Annotated in this window: 10 protein-coding genes and 3 tRNA genes; 11 read left to right on the top strand and 2 right to left on the bottom strand. The window is 55.6% G+C overall.

Features of this window, described 5'->3' with window-relative positions:
* Positions 1–114: 114 nt before the first annotated feature.
* Together HMPREF2756_RS06175 and HMPREF2756_RS06170 are read right to left on the bottom strand one after the other, a co-directional pair.
* Positions 115–1,584, bottom strand: coding sequence for an NCS2 family permease (locus HMPREF2756_RS06175; RefSeq protein WP_004006503.1), 1,470 nt, complete (start codon positions 1,582–1,584; stop codon positions 115–117).
* Positions 1,585–1,871: 287 nt separating this feature from the next.
* Entirely contained in the window at positions 1,872–3,335 is a 1,464-nt protein-coding gene (locus HMPREF2756_RS06170; protein ID WP_070619373.1) for an NCS2 family permease, read from the bottom strand.
* Positions 3,336–3,657: 322 nt separating this feature from the next.
* Here HMPREF2756_RS06170 and HMPREF2756_RS06165 point away from each other — a divergent pair, with 322 nt between their 5' ends.
* From HMPREF2756_RS06165 to HMPREF2756_RS06115, 11 genes are all read left to right on the top strand, one after another.
* Positions 3,658–3,993, top strand: a complete 336-nt coding sequence (locus HMPREF2756_RS06165) for a DUF2218 domain-containing protein (protein WP_048780084.1) — start codon at positions 3,658–3,660, stop codon at positions 3,991–3,993.
* 656 nt (positions 3,994–4,649) lie between these two features.
* On the top strand, positions 4,650–6,053 hold the full coding sequence (locus HMPREF2756_RS06160; protein WP_070619371.1) for an FAD-dependent oxidoreductase: 1,404 nt from the start codon (positions 4,650–4,652) through the stop codon (positions 6,051–6,053).
* Positions 6,054–6,463: 410 nt separating this feature from the next.
* Positions 6,464–6,536, top strand: a tRNA-Glu gene (locus HMPREF2756_RS06155).
* Positions 6,537–6,603: 67 nt separating this feature from the next.
* Positions 6,604–6,677: transfer RNA gene (locus tag HMPREF2756_RS06150), tRNA-Asp, on the top strand.
* A gap of 73 nt (positions 6,678–6,750) precedes the next feature.
* Positions 6,751–6,823: transfer RNA gene (locus tag HMPREF2756_RS06145), tRNA-Phe, on the top strand.
* A 340-nt stretch (positions 6,824–7,163) separates the two neighbouring features.
* On the top strand, positions 7,164–8,069 hold the full coding sequence (locus HMPREF2756_RS06140) for an ABC transporter ATP-binding protein (protein WP_006888562.1): 906 nt from the start codon (positions 7,164–7,166) through the stop codon (positions 8,067–8,069).
* Between the two features lies 1 nt (position 8,070).
* Positions 8,071–8,763: an ABC transporter permease gene (locus HMPREF2756_RS06135; protein ID WP_006888470.1), complete on the top strand. Its 693-nt coding sequence runs from the start codon at positions 8,071–8,073 to the stop codon at positions 8,761–8,763.
* Positions 8,760–9,506 carry an ABC transporter permease gene (locus tag HMPREF2756_RS06130; RefSeq protein ID WP_070619368.1) on the top strand — a complete coding sequence of 249 codons (747 nt, stop codon included), beginning with the start codon at positions 8,760–8,762 and terminating at the stop codon, positions 9,504–9,506. The genes HMPREF2756_RS06135 and HMPREF2756_RS06130 overlap by 4 nt, the downstream gene beginning before the upstream one ends.
* 83 nt (positions 9,507–9,589) lie before the next feature.
* The gene (locus HMPREF2756_RS06125) at positions 9,590–10,510 is read left to right on the top strand and encodes an ABC transporter substrate-binding protein (RefSeq protein ID WP_210393536.1); all 921 of its coding nucleotides are present in this window, start codon (positions 9,590–9,592) and stop codon (positions 10,508–10,510) included.
* A 471-nt stretch (positions 10,511–10,981) separates the two neighbouring features.
* Positions 10,982–11,506: a hypothetical protein gene (locus tag HMPREF2756_RS06120; protein WP_070619362.1), complete on the top strand. Its 525-nt coding sequence runs from the start codon at positions 10,982–10,984 to the stop codon at positions 11,504–11,506.
* Positions 11,476–13,437, top strand: a complete 1,962-nt coding sequence (locus tag HMPREF2756_RS06115; RefSeq protein ID WP_070619359.1) for an RHS repeat domain-containing protein — start codon at positions 11,476–11,478, stop codon at positions 13,435–13,437. Before HMPREF2756_RS06120 ends, HMPREF2756_RS06115 begins: the two co-directional genes overlap by 31 nt.
* Positions 13,438–13,494: the final 57 nt, after the last annotated feature.

Below are 13,494 nucleotides of genomic sequence, written 5' to 3'. Positions count from 1 at the left end.
ACCCCCCCCATAGGTGTATAAAAAGGCTCTTTTTGAATAAAGCGTAGTTTTCCGCCGCTTCTCTTCAAAAAGAGCCTTTTTACACCCGATATATACCCGGGATTTCAGCCAACGCTAGTGCGTGAGACCGTTGATAATACCCATGCCGAAGTAGATAACGAACACCGCCGACACCACGTACATGAGCCAGTGCACCTCGCGCCCGCGACCCTGCACCAGGCGGATGAAGGCGTAGGAGACGAACCCCGCACCAATACCGTTAGCGATCGAGTACGACAGCGGCATGAAAATAATGGTCATGAACGCGGGGATACCCAGACCCCAGTCTTGCCAGTCGATATGAACAGCCTGGCGCACCATCAGGAACCCAACAACCACCAGAGCGGGGGCGACCGCCTCAAAGGGAACGATCGTCACCAGCGGCGAGGCGATAATCGCCACCAGAAACAGCACGCCGGTTACGATATTCGCCAGACCCGTGCGGGCACCCTCACCAATACCGGTTGCCGACTCCACAAAAATCTGGTTCGCAGAGCCGGATGCGCCGCCGCCGACCACGGAACCGACCGCATCCACGAGCAGCACCTCGTTAATGTTCTCGACCTTGCCGTCCTTATCGATGGTGCCCGCTTCGGTTGCTAAGCCCACCGAAACACCCATGGCGTCAAAGAAGACCGAGAGCAGAATAGCGAACACCAGCAGGGATGCGCCCAGCACGCCGATAGCGCCGAACGCGCCGAATCGTGCAGACCCGATAAGCGAGAAATCGGGGGCTGAGAAGGAAAAATTATTGAGCGCGGGAACGTTGAGCGACCAGCCGGTCGGGTTTCCTTTGCCGCTGCCGATATGGAAAACGGCCTCTAGGATGATAGACAGCGCGGTAGATGCCACCACGCCAATGAGGATAGCGCCGCGCACATTGCGAATAAACAAGGCGATGGTGAGGAAAAGACCGAAAATAAACACGAGAGTAGGCCAGCCAAGTAGGTGACCACCCACGCCGAACGAGACGGGAACGGTAGTTCCTGCGGCATCCGGCATGCGGCGGATAATCCCGGAATCAACCAGTCCGATAAAGGCGATAAAGAAGCCGATTCCCGCCACAATTGCGGTTTTGAGGCTCTCGGGGACCGCCTCGAATACGGCGGTGCGGAAGCCGGTGAGGACCAGCACGGTCATAATAAGACCGGCGATAATCACCAAGCCCATAATATCTGCCCACGTCAGCCCGGGGGTGGTTGCGATCGTGGATGCCAGCAGCGCGTTGACACCCAGTCCCGCCGCCATCGCGAAAGGCTGCTTAGCAATAACGCCCATGAGGATAGTCATCACGCCGGCGACGAGTGCGGTGACCGCGGCGACCTGCGGCACGCCAAGGGTATTTCCCGCCGAGTCTGCGCCGGTGCCGATCACCAGGGGGTTGAGGACGACGATGTAACTCATAGCGAAGAACGCGGCGAGACCGCCACGAATCTCGGCTGAAATAGATGAGCCTCGTTCAGTGATTTTGAAGTAACGGTCCAGTGCGCCGCCCGATGCGTTGGGCTTGTGTGCCTGGGGAGCCGCGGTGTTCTCAGAAGACATTCGTGAAAATCCGTAGATACTCTCGTAGGATGCGTGCGCGGGTTTGCGCCGCAATAAGAAAAGCGCCCAACCCTTATGGTGGGTGTGACGCTTTTGTTACCACATTATTCTATGACGTTTAACCCTCAATGCGCTACTGACAGGAAATTCTCAGGTCTTTAGCGGGGTGCGGGGATGTATATCCGCCTTTAGGGGTAAAAATGGGTGATAAAAAGAGCCTTGATCGTGACTAAAGTTTTCACGATCAAGGCTCTTTTTACGATGGGAGGGGGAGAGAGAAAGATGCTCTAACGCATCCACCCCTCAATCAGACCCATTCCGAAATGCACCGCAAACACCGCCGAAACCAGGTACATGAGCCAGTGCACCTCGCGTCCGCGACCGGTCGCCACACGGATAACCGTGTACGAAATAAACCCGGCACCAATACCGTGCGCAATCGAATACGACAGCGGCATGATGACGATCGTCAAGAAGGCCGAAATTCCCAGGGCAAGATCGCTCCAATCAACATTAACCGCCTGGCGCACCATCAGGAACCCGACGAACACCATTGCGGGGGCGACCGCCTCAAAGGGGACAATCGTCACCAGGGGAGAGAGGAAAATAGCGCCCAGGAAGAGCACACCTGTCACCACATTTGCCAGACCTGTGCGGGCACCCGCGCCAATACCGGTTGCCGACTCCACGAATACCTGGTTGGTTGAGGTTGAGGTGCCGCCACCGGCGACCGCGCCCAGCGCATCTACCAGAAGCAGACGGTCGATGTCTTCGATCTTGCCGTCTTCATCGATAGAACCGGCTTCGACTGCCATACCCATGATGGAGCCCATCACATCGAAAAACGCCGAAATGAGGATGGTAAACACCAGCAGAATTGAGGCCATTGCACCCAAAGAACTGAAGGCACCGAAAAGATCTGCGGAGAATAGAAGCGAAAAATCGGGCAGACCAAAACCGCTGCCGTCCCAGGTGGGTACATTGAGCGACCAGCCAAGCGGGTTAGCCTGCACGCTGCCGGAGGGGGCGACCGCCTCCAGAATAAGCGAAAGTGCCGTGGATGCGAGCATGCCGTAGAGAATAGCGCCGCGCACCTGACGAACATACAGAATAATGGTCAGGAACAACCCCACAATAAACACGAGAGTGGGCCAGCCGAGCAGATGCCCGTGAACACCGAACACGACAGGGGTTGAGCCGGTCTCTGCACGGCGAATAATTCCGGCGTTCACCAGCCCAACAAAGGCGATAAAGAGCCCGATACCCACCACGATTGCGGTTTTCAGGCTTTCGGGCACGGCGTCGAAAACGGCGGTGCGGAAACCGGTCAGCACGAGGGCGGTCATGAGCACGCCCGCCCACACGACCAACCCCATAATCTGCGGCCAGGTGAGGTTAGGAGTCGTGGCTATCGTAGTCGCCAATAGTGCGTTCACGCCCAGTCCCGCCGCCATAGCGAAGGGGTGTTTGGCGTAAACGCCTAGAAGAATGGTCATCACGCCTGCAACAAGCGCGGTCATGGCGGCAACCTGCGGCACGCCGAGGGAACGTCCGGATGAATCGGGCGTGAGGCCGAGAATAAGCGGGTTGAGCACCACAATATAACTCATGGCGAAGAAGGTCGCTAAACCGCCGCGAATTTCGGTGCTGATAGTTGAGCCACGCTCGGTAATGTTGAAGTAACGGTCCAGTGTGCCGCCCGAACTGCTGGGTTTAGGCGTCTGGGGAGCCGCGGTGTTCTCAGAAGACATTCGTGAAAATCCGTAGATACTCTCGTAGGGCGCGCAACCGCCGGTTGGGGATGCGCATAAGAAAAGCGCCAGCCGTGGGGCGTGACGCTCTTGTTACTACAACATTCTAGGGGGAGTAACCCGTAAAAGGCTACTTCTTTGCGTCTGCGCATGATGGTCGCTTTTAGGCGGTAAGTTTTCCGTGGGGGCACCACCCGCGCTGTAGGCGAAACCCCATCGGCACACGCTCACAACACTGCTAAGATAAGGATTACCTAAGGATGATATGTGCCGCCTGGGAATTGGCGCTGGGCGCGCATCCTGAAGCATGAAGAAGGTTGTTATGAGTGAGTATCCAGCCGCAGAATCTCTGCCCGTTCGTCAGCGTTCCACGGTCAGTACCGACCGCCCGGCACGTTATATTAAACAGCTTGGCTCACATATGGGTCGCAAAATTAGTACCGAGGAAATTCCTGGTGGATTGCGCTTAATCTTTAATCGTGACGGTATCTTTCGTGGGTATGGCGATCTGGTAGCCGATGATGCGAACCATGCGCTCATCATGGAGGTTCGTGCCGAAGACGACGAGAAAGCACAGAGCCTTGCAGGCGTGCTGGAGCGTCACCTTGTGCGTTTTGGCGAGCGCGAAGAACTAGTCGTGGAATTCCACGCGGTCTAACCCCTGTATTCATTCTGCGAGCAGGTAGGATTTCGCCGAAAAGGTAGGATTTTCCTACCTGTTCGTGCCAAAAGCCACCTGCTCGCGGGCTAATAAAACTCACCGAGACTGTATCAGTGGGTTTTATTGCGTTTTATGACGGAAAAATATTTTGAGAAACTTTACCTTGCAAATATACAGGTCAGGAGAAAATAAATATTAGGGTTTTTGTGGCTTTATGTGGTGTTCTATAGACTTTCGGGTTGCGCTGCAACCGCCTCACCGGCGAACCGGATGCGGAATACCCCGTTGAGAGCCGTAAAGTCGCTGCGGCTTAGCTGATGCCCGTTATAAAGTTCAGGATGCTCATGCTTCGCTTAACAAGGGGACCCGCATCGCCTAGTGGTGACGTACCCTTAGGCGCTCGCTATGAACATCCTGAACTTTTAGTGTGCTCTCGTAACGCAGGTGACGACTTTTGTGCTCGCACACATATTCCGAAGTCATGACAGGAATATTTATGATGAGACCTCAAAACCTGGGATAAAAACATGAAAAATGTGTCTTTTGAGTGGTTCAGCTCATGTTTCCTGCGTTTGCTCAGGCATGACCGCTAAAATAAGCAAGGATGTTAAGGCTAAGCTCGCCCTATGGGTGAACTTTGAAAGGAAAAATACGTGTCTGAAGCTGCACGCCCGTTGCGCGTTGCCGTTATCGGTGCGGGTCCCGCGGGCATCTACGCCGCCGATCTGCTCACCAAATCTGAGGAAGTACGCTCTGGAACCGTTGAGGTTTCTATCGACATTTTTGATCGTTACCCCGCGCCCTTTGGGCTCATTCGCTACGGTGTGGCGCCCGATCACCCGCGCATTAAGGGCATTATCACCGCCCTGCACAAGGTACTTGACCGCGGTGATATTCGATTCTTCGGCAATGTCGAATACGGTAAGGATTTGAACCTTGCCGATCTGCGCGAGCATTATGACGCCATTATTTTTGCGACCGGTGCTATTTACGATGCGCCCCTGCCTATTGAGGGTATCGACCTGGATGGTTCCTATGGTGCTGCCGATTTCGTCTCGTGGTATGACGGTCACCCCGATTACCCGCGCACCTGGCCGCTGAATGCGAAGGAAATCGCGGTGCTTGGTAACGGCAACGTGGCGCTGGATATTGCGCGTGTGCTCTCTAAGCACGCCGATGATCTGCTCGTCACCGAAATTCCCGAGAATGTGTACGAGGGGCTGAAATCTTCGCCCGTGACCGATGTGCACGTCTTTGGTCGCCGCGGCCCCGCGCAGATCAAGTTCACCCCCTTGGAGCTGCGCGAGCTCTCTCATTCCCGCGATGTCGATATTGTGCTCTACGAAGAGGACTTCGAGTTCGACGAGGCTTCGGATGAAGCTATTCAGACGAATAACCAGGTTAAGACCATGATGAAGACCCTCACCACCTGGCTTACCGACCAGGAGGAGGGCGGGCAGACCGCATCGCGCCGTCTGCATCTGCACTTCCTGCAGTCCCCGCACGAGATTCTGGGTGAGGACGGCAAGGTTGTGGGCATCCGCATGGAACGCAATAGGCTTGATGGTAAGGGCGGTATTGAGGGCACCGGCGAGTTCGTGGACTACCCCGTGCAGGCCGTGTACCGCGCGATCGGTTACTTCGGATCTGAGCTGCCTGAGGTTGGCTATGACGTTGATAAGGGCGTGATTACTAACGTTGAGGGCCGTGTGGTCGATGAAAACGGCGAGCACGTGCCCGGCCTGTACGCTACCGGGTGGATTAAGCGCGGACCGGTGGGTCTGATTGGCTCCACAAAGGGCGATGCACTTGAAACCATCACCCACCTGTTGGAGGACCGCGAGAACCTGTACACCGCTCCCGAACCGGATGCTGACACCTTCAGCGATTACCTGGACTCTAAGGGTATTCGCTACACCACCTGGGAAGGCTGGCACCGTCTGGACGATCACGAAAAGGCGCTTGGTGCGGCATCACAGGATGCGAAGGGTGAGCCGCGTGAGCGTGTGAAGGTTGTTGACCGTGATGAGATGATTCGTATTTCACGCGGCGAGTAATAGCTGTACGCAGTGATTTTCTGCGGTATATGAGCCGCAATGCAGAATCCCCGTTGGGTTTTCGGCACAGTCCGAAACCGGCGGGGATTTCTTGTATCAAAATCATGGTGTGCGCGTGCGCGCGGCATATTCTACGCCTTTTTGTTGAACCTGTGTAGGGGATGCGCGGCGTTTACCCGGTCATTTCGTGCTGTTTGCGGGGGTTGTTCAGAAAAATTTTGAGAAATTTCTGGTGACTATAAAATACGTTCTGACTAGTAAATATATAGGTGAGCAGGGTATCTTAGAAGGGGGAGTGCGGCGGGTATGAAGAAGTTTTTGAAGAATCCGGCTTGCACGGCTTAAAAATCTGTCATAGACTAGTTGAGGTTCGAACGACGGGATGAAAAGAACCCGTTCGCATCGACTGGGCCCCCATCGTCTAGCGGCCTAGGACGCCGCCCTTTCACGGCGGTAGCACGGGTTCAAATCCCGTTGGGGGTACTTGCAAATCTTCAGATTTGCAAAGCCATGTTGAAGAAGCAGATTATACCCCTGCCGAATCCAACAAGGCCCCGTAGCGCAGTTGGTTAGCGCGCCGCCCTGTCACGGCGGAGGTCGCGGGTTCAAGTCCCGTCGGGGTCGCTCTGGCCGCGTGATTCAGGTGAAGAAATTCATCACGAAGACGCGGTCGTTGCGTATCTGCTTCGATGCGCAAGGCTCTGTAGCTCAGTTGGTAGAGCGTGCGACTGAAAATCGTAAGGTCACCGGATCGACGCCGGTCGGAGCCACAATCCGCCCTCCAGGCTTCTACAGTGGGGGCGGATTTTTCTTTAAGCACGGGCTGCTCCCAGTCCACGCACCCTATAGTCTGATGACCGCCCTCGTACATGGGCCCGTGCCCTTTACCTCTCTGCTCACAAGGTTCTTTATCTGAACGAAACGGCGAAAATACGTCTCATCCTAAAAGGCTCCTTTTGCGCCGAAAGAGAAGAGGACTACGCCAAACAGGCTGGTAAACACGCCGGTTCGTTTCAATTTCCTGGAATTTCCGTTAGGGTGGAGACGTTGTGTTATTTGCACAACGTCTGTACACACGGCGGCAAAACCGGCGCATACGGAAGAGATCGAATGCCAGCATCCACTCCCCAAGAAACCATACCGTCGAACTCCGCGCAGGCAACACGCACTGCGGGAATCGAATTCTCCCAAGTCACCAAACGCTACGGCGCTAACACCGTGGTCAATAACCTGACTCTGAGCATCCCCGCCGGTGAAACCACCGTTTTCGTCGGTTCCTCAGGATGCGGTAAAACCACCACCCTGCGCATGATCAACCGCATGGTAGAGCCACAGGAAGGCACGATCACCATCGGCGGGCAAAATATTGCAGACCAAGACCCTTACAAGCTGCGCCGATCCATCGGGTACGTCATGCAAAGCGGCGGGCTGCTGCCGCATCGTACCGTGCTTGAGAACGTTATGACCGTGCCCCTGTTGAACGGCACCCCCAAACCGCAAGCGAAAGAACGCGCTCTTGACCTTCTGGGCACCGTGGGTTTGGATGCGTCCCTAGCGCAGCGCTACCCGGCTCAGCTTTCCGGCGGGCAGGCACAGCGCGTGGGAGTCGCGCGGGCGCTCGCGGCGGATGCCTCTATTTTGCTCATGGACGAGCCATTTTCTGCGGTCGATCCGATCGTGCGCACCGAACTGCAGGAAGAACTTTTGCGCCTGCAGGGCGAGCTGCATAAGACCATTGTTTTCGTAACCCACGATATTGATGAGGCTCTATTCCTCGGCGATAATATTGCGGTCTTCGCCCCCGGCGGCAAGCTCGCCCAATATGGCGCCCCCGAAGAGATCCTGACGAATCCCGCTAATGATTTTGTGGAATCTTTCGTTAGCCAGTCCGTGGGTGCCTTGCTGCCTGCCGATGTGATGCGCCAGGTGCGGTATATTCGCCGCGAACGCTACCGCCGCACACGCGAAGCCGCAGTATCGGGCGAGGGCGCCGCATCGACCTCTGGGTGGGGATAGTATGAACCTGTTGCTGGCAGATTCGATGCACTGGGACTGGTTGGGAAATAACATCCAGCGCGTCCTTGATTTGACCCTCAATCACCTGTACCAGGGCATTATTCCGGTACTTGTGGGAACCGCTCTGTCGATTCCGGTGGCGCGGTATGCGAGCCGACGCCGCGCGCGGGAAGACGGCGCGAAAACCTACCGGAGTGGTGCACACGCCCTAGTGCACGGCTTCGGGTTGCTCTACACAATCCCGTCGATCGCGTTCTTCGTACTCATGCCGCTGATTCTGGGGACCAGCATTATTTCGCCGGTGAACGTGCTTGTGGCGCTTACGATCTACACGATGGCGCTGATGGTGCGTTCCGGGGTAGATGCTTTTAATGCGGTTCCCGAGCATGTGGTGGAGTCATCGCGCGCCCTGGGATACACCCCGGCTCGTGCATTTTTCACGGTGGAATTACCACTCGCTTTACCCGTGCTTTTTGCCGGTATCCGCGTGGCGACGGTGGCAAATATTGCGATGGTATCCGTGGGTGCGGTTATTGGTGTTTCTTCGCTCGGCACGCTTTTTACCGACGGACTAGCGCGTAGTATACCCGCCGAACTTATCACGGGCGTGGTGCTCAGCGCCGTCCTCGCCTACCTCGCCGACGCGCTTCTTGCCCTCACGGCACGGCGCCTGACCGCCTGGAGGACCGCATGAATGTTATAGAACGCACCTTCGCTTTTCTGGGTGATGGCGCCAACTGGCAAGGGCCTCAGGGCATTTTTGCGCGCACCGTCGAGCATCTGGGCATCACCATGTTTGCGGTTGCGATTGCCCTGGTGATTGCCGTGCCTTTGGGGCTGTGGGCTGGGCATACACGCCGCGGCGGGCACGCTCTGCTGGGGTTTACCGCCGCTTTGCGCGCTCTGCCCGCCCTGGGTTTGCTGACCCTGCTTGCTCTCTGGTTTGGTGTTAACGCGATTCCCCCGCTCGCAGTGCTCGTGATTATCGCGGTGGCGCCCCTGCTGGCGCATACCCTCGAAGCCGTGACCGGGATTGATCCGGATGTGGTGGATGCGGCACGCGCCCAAGGCATGACCGAAGGGCAGATTCTTCGCCGGGTTGAGATTCCTCTGGGCCTTCCGGTGTTTATGGGCGGTCTGCGCAGCGCGGTGCTGCAGGTGATCGCGACCGCGACTATTGCCGCCTACATTAATGGCAATAACCTGGGCCGGTACCTTTTTGATGGGCTCGCGGTGCGGGACTATCCGCGTATGCTCGTGGCAACCCTGCTGGTAGCTGTGCTCGCCTTCGTGGTGGATGCGATTATGGCCCTAGCGCAGCGAGCCGTGACCCCCGTGCCCTTGCGGGGTGGAGGAGCATCCAAACGTCATGGGCAACCGAAACACGAGAACGCACTGGATGCGGCAAACTCGCACACGGAAGGGGCGCACGCATGAGCCTGGTGCATCGCCGAAACACGAACGATCGTTCTTTTCTTTCCGGAAAGAGCAAGAAATACCGTGAAACAGCGGAGACTGGAATGGCACGCGGCGTTACCAGGCGGCGGGCACTCGGTGTCGTTGGCGCCCTTGGGACGTTAGGAGCGTTGAGCGCCTGCGGGCTGAGCGGCGAAAACGTTTTCGGCGGTGAGCACGACGGTATTATTGTGGGGTCAGCAGCGTTCGCAGAGTCGCAGATTCTCGCCGAAATATACTCCCAAGCGCTAAATAAAAACGGGTTTAAATCGAGCACCCAGCTGGGGATTGGCGCGCGTGAAGCCTACCTGGGGGCGCTCACCTCCGGGGCTATCGACGTGGTTCCCGAATACTCGGGCAACCTGCTGCTGTATCTTGACGAGAATTCCACGGCGCAGACTAAACAAGAGATTCTGCAGGCGCTCGGCGGGGTACTTCAGGACAACCTCAAGGCACTGGATGCCTCGCAGGCGGAAAATAAAGATACCTTAGTCGTTACCCAGCTGACCGCCCAAAAATACAATTTGCGCTCTCTAGATGATTTAGCGAAGGTCTGTACCGAGTTGAAGATTGGTGCCGCTCCCGAATTTGCCGAACGCGCCTATGGAATTCCGGGGCTCAAAGATAAATACGGGTGCGTTCCGGCGGAATTCGTCTCGCTTGCGGACGGGGGAGGGGCACTCACCGTCAAAGCCCTACAGGATGACACCGTGCAGGTTGTAGATTTGTACTCGACCACCCCGGCAATTACGCAGAACAATTTTGTGATGCTCGAAGACCCGAAAAACATGATTCCGGCGCAGCAGGTACTCCCTATTATCAATACCAAACGGGTTCCCGAAGATGCGCATGCGGTGCTGAACCGCATTAGTGCGGTGTTGACGACCGATGATTTACGCTCGCTCAATGACGAGGTATCCGGCGATAAGAAACTGGACCCATCCACGGCAGCGGCAAACTGGCTCAAGGATAAGGGGCTGTTGTAGCCTTTCTTCCTTTTCTGCGCGGGGTGCTGGATACCGCTAGGTTCTGGTGCTCAGAGAATATCCGGTTGGGGCATCCATTCCTTGGAATGCAAAGTAGCTTTGATCGTGAATAAAGCGTTGGTAATCCCGCTTTATTCGCGATCAAAGCTCTTTGTGTAGGTGGTGTACTAGAGGGCACCATAACTGTATACACACGATGAAACACGTTCAAGAATGCCCCCAAATATCCTTGACCTTCAACATTAAAGTAGATAGCCTTGATTGAAACTTCCGTAGTCCATGAAATGTGAATGCGTTCAAGGAACTAGAGCGCGGATACACCAGTGATCGCTGCTTATACGGAAGATGTCATGCCTGATCAAGCCTCAGTTAAAGAGGCGCACAGCGCATTACCCATCTGCTTCGGCGTGGGCAGAGTGCGCTCGTGAGCATCACACCATCTGAAACTACACACTTCCGGGGGAGTTCCTGATGTCTGAGAAATATGAAGCTTCAAAAGAAGACGTGCACTTCGATAACGGCAGAGCAGACCAGCTGATGCGTCAGCTGCGTGAAGCCTCCGAATATTTGCACACCACGGACTCCACCCAGCGTTCAGGCGCTCGCGATCAAGCGATGACCGAATTTGCCGGACCATACGCGGATCTTTTCTCGCACAACACGGAAACTGCTCTTCGCGATGGAAAACGGCTGGGCGATGCGCTCTCCGATGCCGCCAACGAACTTCAGAAATATAAGGAGCTTGCCCGTCTAGAGCAAGAGAACCGTCAGAAGGTGCTCAGCTGGGTGATACCCTTTCCACCTGGGAGTTTGACAGCGATTCTGGTTTGGTGTCTTCTTACACCCGCACCGCGCCTCACCATAGTGGGAAAGACGCGGAACATGCCCCTCATACGGAACGGACTGAAATTATCCGTGACCGTGAAGGCCGGATTATCGGGCTCGATACCGAAAACTCCCTGGTTATGTATTCCTATGATGCCGCTGGGCAGCTGACGGGCGCTCGCCAGGGTGAACGGGAGTTTGAATGGACTTTCGATGCCGGGCTCATGGTTCGTGAACGTCTGTACCGCCGCCCCGCCGAGTCTGGAACCCAGGAGAATGAACGGCAGGACTCTGAGCGCGTTTTGCTGGGTGAACGTACGTTTAGGTATAACGAGCTCAATCAACTTGTTGAGATTATCGCGCGCGAGAATGTGGGCGAGGATAATCCTCTGGAAACGGTTACAACTTACGGTTACGATGCCGCAGGGCGCCGTTCCCAAGAGACGGTAACAACAAGCCAGGGCAACCACCGAACACGTGAGTACTCGTGGGGCGTGTGGGATTCTCTTGCCGCCGTTACGGATACTGCCGAGGCGGGGCACTCGACGGAAGCGCACTCTCATGTGCGCCTGGTGACAGATGCCGTGGGTGAGCTTGCTCAGGTGACGGGGCTTGACGGTCGATCCGTGCCTTTGCTCTGGGACCCAACCGCACCGATTCCTCAAGTTTTGGGTGCCGGTTCTGTTCCTGCACCCGGTCATGACGGTGGGTTCTCGCAGGTGAGCGTTCCGGGCGGGTTTAACCCGTGGGGCGTGGGAACTCCCTCACAGCAGGAACCCTGGGGAAAGGTGCCTTCCGTGGTGGAGTCTCTTCTTCCTCAAGGCTTCGCCTTCTCGGGTGCCGGGAGTGTAAACGTTGCTGGTCTGGACGTCATGGGTGTGCGTACCTTCGATGCTGCATCGAAGCATTTCCTCTCGCTCGACCCGCTTGAATCGGTCCCAGGTACCGGTTGGTTTGCAGACTCGTATTCCTTCGTGGGCAATAACCCCGTGGGTCTCATGGATCCCTGGGGCACGCGGCCCGTGTCGATTGAGGAATACGATAAGTATTTGGAGCATGCGGGGGAGAGGTTCTGGGCGAAGGCTGCCTTTAACTTCGTAGCTATAGTGGCTACTGTAGCTGCAGTAGCCTTTACAGGTCCGGTGGCGGTAATTGCGTTGGGCGCGATCGCGGGTGCAGCTTCCGCTGCAGCATCGGCAGTAGATAAGGTCGGTGCCGACGGGGGTATCGATTGGGGCGCTGTCGGAAAAGACGCTCTCATCGGCGGTATAGTGGGTGGAGCCACCGGTGCCGCAACAAAGATCCTTTCGGTGGGTCGTGGAGGTTTCCTCTGGGAGAAAGGACAGGTTGCCCAGAAGGTTCAGGGATATCGTTTCTTGGCGAATAAAGCACCGGGTCGATGGGCAAATAAAACCATTGATAGTATCAAATCAAAAAATCCAGATATCTTGAAAAAAGAATATATCAAAGATCATACAACGTTCTTGGGGAAAGAAGGAGGCGAAATCGTCGGCGACATGGCATCGGGAGCTATTGAAGGAGCCTACGACTACAGTAAGAATGCCGGGGACGACTGGAGTGTGCGTGGCATGATGCTGAGTGCTGCAACCGGAGGCACAATGAAAGGACTCGGATCTGGCATCAAGACAATCCCTAAAATGAAGCTTGATAGCACCGATTACACAAAGTTCCCCATAGTCCGTAATGCAAAAGAGGGGAGCAAATTGCAGCGCTGGGGTTCCGCTACCCTTAAGAATACGGCATCCGAAGGGCTAAATCGTATGGTCGATATTCCTCAGTCTGTAGCTACAGCTCCTTTACAGAATGAAATTCTGCGTAAGGACAGGGACGAATATATGGCAAAGCATCCATGGGAAAATCCTGATGCCCGTAATCGTGCTCAGGTTAAGGATAAAAACGCGTGGGAGATTGCGAGTGATACAGCGGTGGATGAGTTGAAGAAGCAGTGGGATCCTAAAACCGTTGCTAAATTTAACGCAAATGTTAAAAAAGACTCTAAAGTTTCAAACACTTCTCAAGCTTCTAATACATCTGATACGACAGGGAGTCATGGTGTAATTCCAGAGAGTGCAGCAGATTAGAGATAGTAAGGAGTATTCCTACGTGGATAACGCATTTTTGGGTCCCCTACTTTCTGC

It is taken from the genome of Rothia sp. HMSC067H10 (genome assembly GCF_001810635.1).
GTDB lineage: Bacteria > Actinomycetota > Actinomycetes > Actinomycetales > Micrococcaceae > Rothia > Rothia dentocariosa.
The sequence above is the reverse complement of the archived record's forward strand: the minus strand, read 5'-3'. Positions and strand labels throughout refer to the sequence as shown.

What these genes read in the sequence shown, in the direction of transcription:
- HMPREF2756_RS06115 (WP_070619359.1), top strand. Translation starts at nt 11,476, where the DNA reads ATGTATTCCTATGATGCCGCTGGGCAGCTGACGGGCGCTCGCCAGGGT.
- HMPREF2756_RS06175 (WP_004006503.1), bottom strand. Translation starts at nt 1,584, where the DNA reads ATGTCTTCTGAGAACACCGCGGCTCCCCAGGCACACAAGCCCAACGCA.
- HMPREF2756_RS06120 (WP_070619362.1), top strand. Translation starts at nt 10,982, where the DNA reads ATGTCTGAGAAATATGAAGCTTCAAAAGAAGACGTGCACTTCGATAAC.
- HMPREF2756_RS06165 (WP_048780084.1), top strand. Translation starts at nt 3,658, where the DNA reads ATGAGTGAGTATCCAGCCGCAGAATCTCTGCCCGTTCGTCAGCGTTCC.
- HMPREF2756_RS06130 (WP_070619368.1), top strand. Translation starts at nt 8,760, where the DNA reads ATGAATGTTATAGAACGCACCTTCGCTTTTCTGGGTGATGGCGCCAAC.
- HMPREF2756_RS06170 (WP_070619373.1), bottom strand. Translation starts at nt 3,335, where the DNA reads ATGTCTTCTGAGAACACCGCGGCTCCCCAGACGCCTAAACCCAGCAGT.
- HMPREF2756_RS06125 (WP_210393536.1), top strand. Translation starts at nt 9,590, where the DNA reads ATGGCACGCGGCGTTACCAGGCGGCGGGCACTCGGTGTCGTTGGCGCC.
- HMPREF2756_RS06135 (WP_006888470.1), top strand. Translation starts at nt 8,071, where the DNA reads ATGAACCTGTTGCTGGCAGATTCGATGCACTGGGACTGGTTGGGAAAT.
- HMPREF2756_RS06140 (WP_006888562.1), top strand. Translation starts at nt 7,164, where the DNA reads ATGCCAGCATCCACTCCCCAAGAAACCATACCGTCGAACTCCGCGCAG.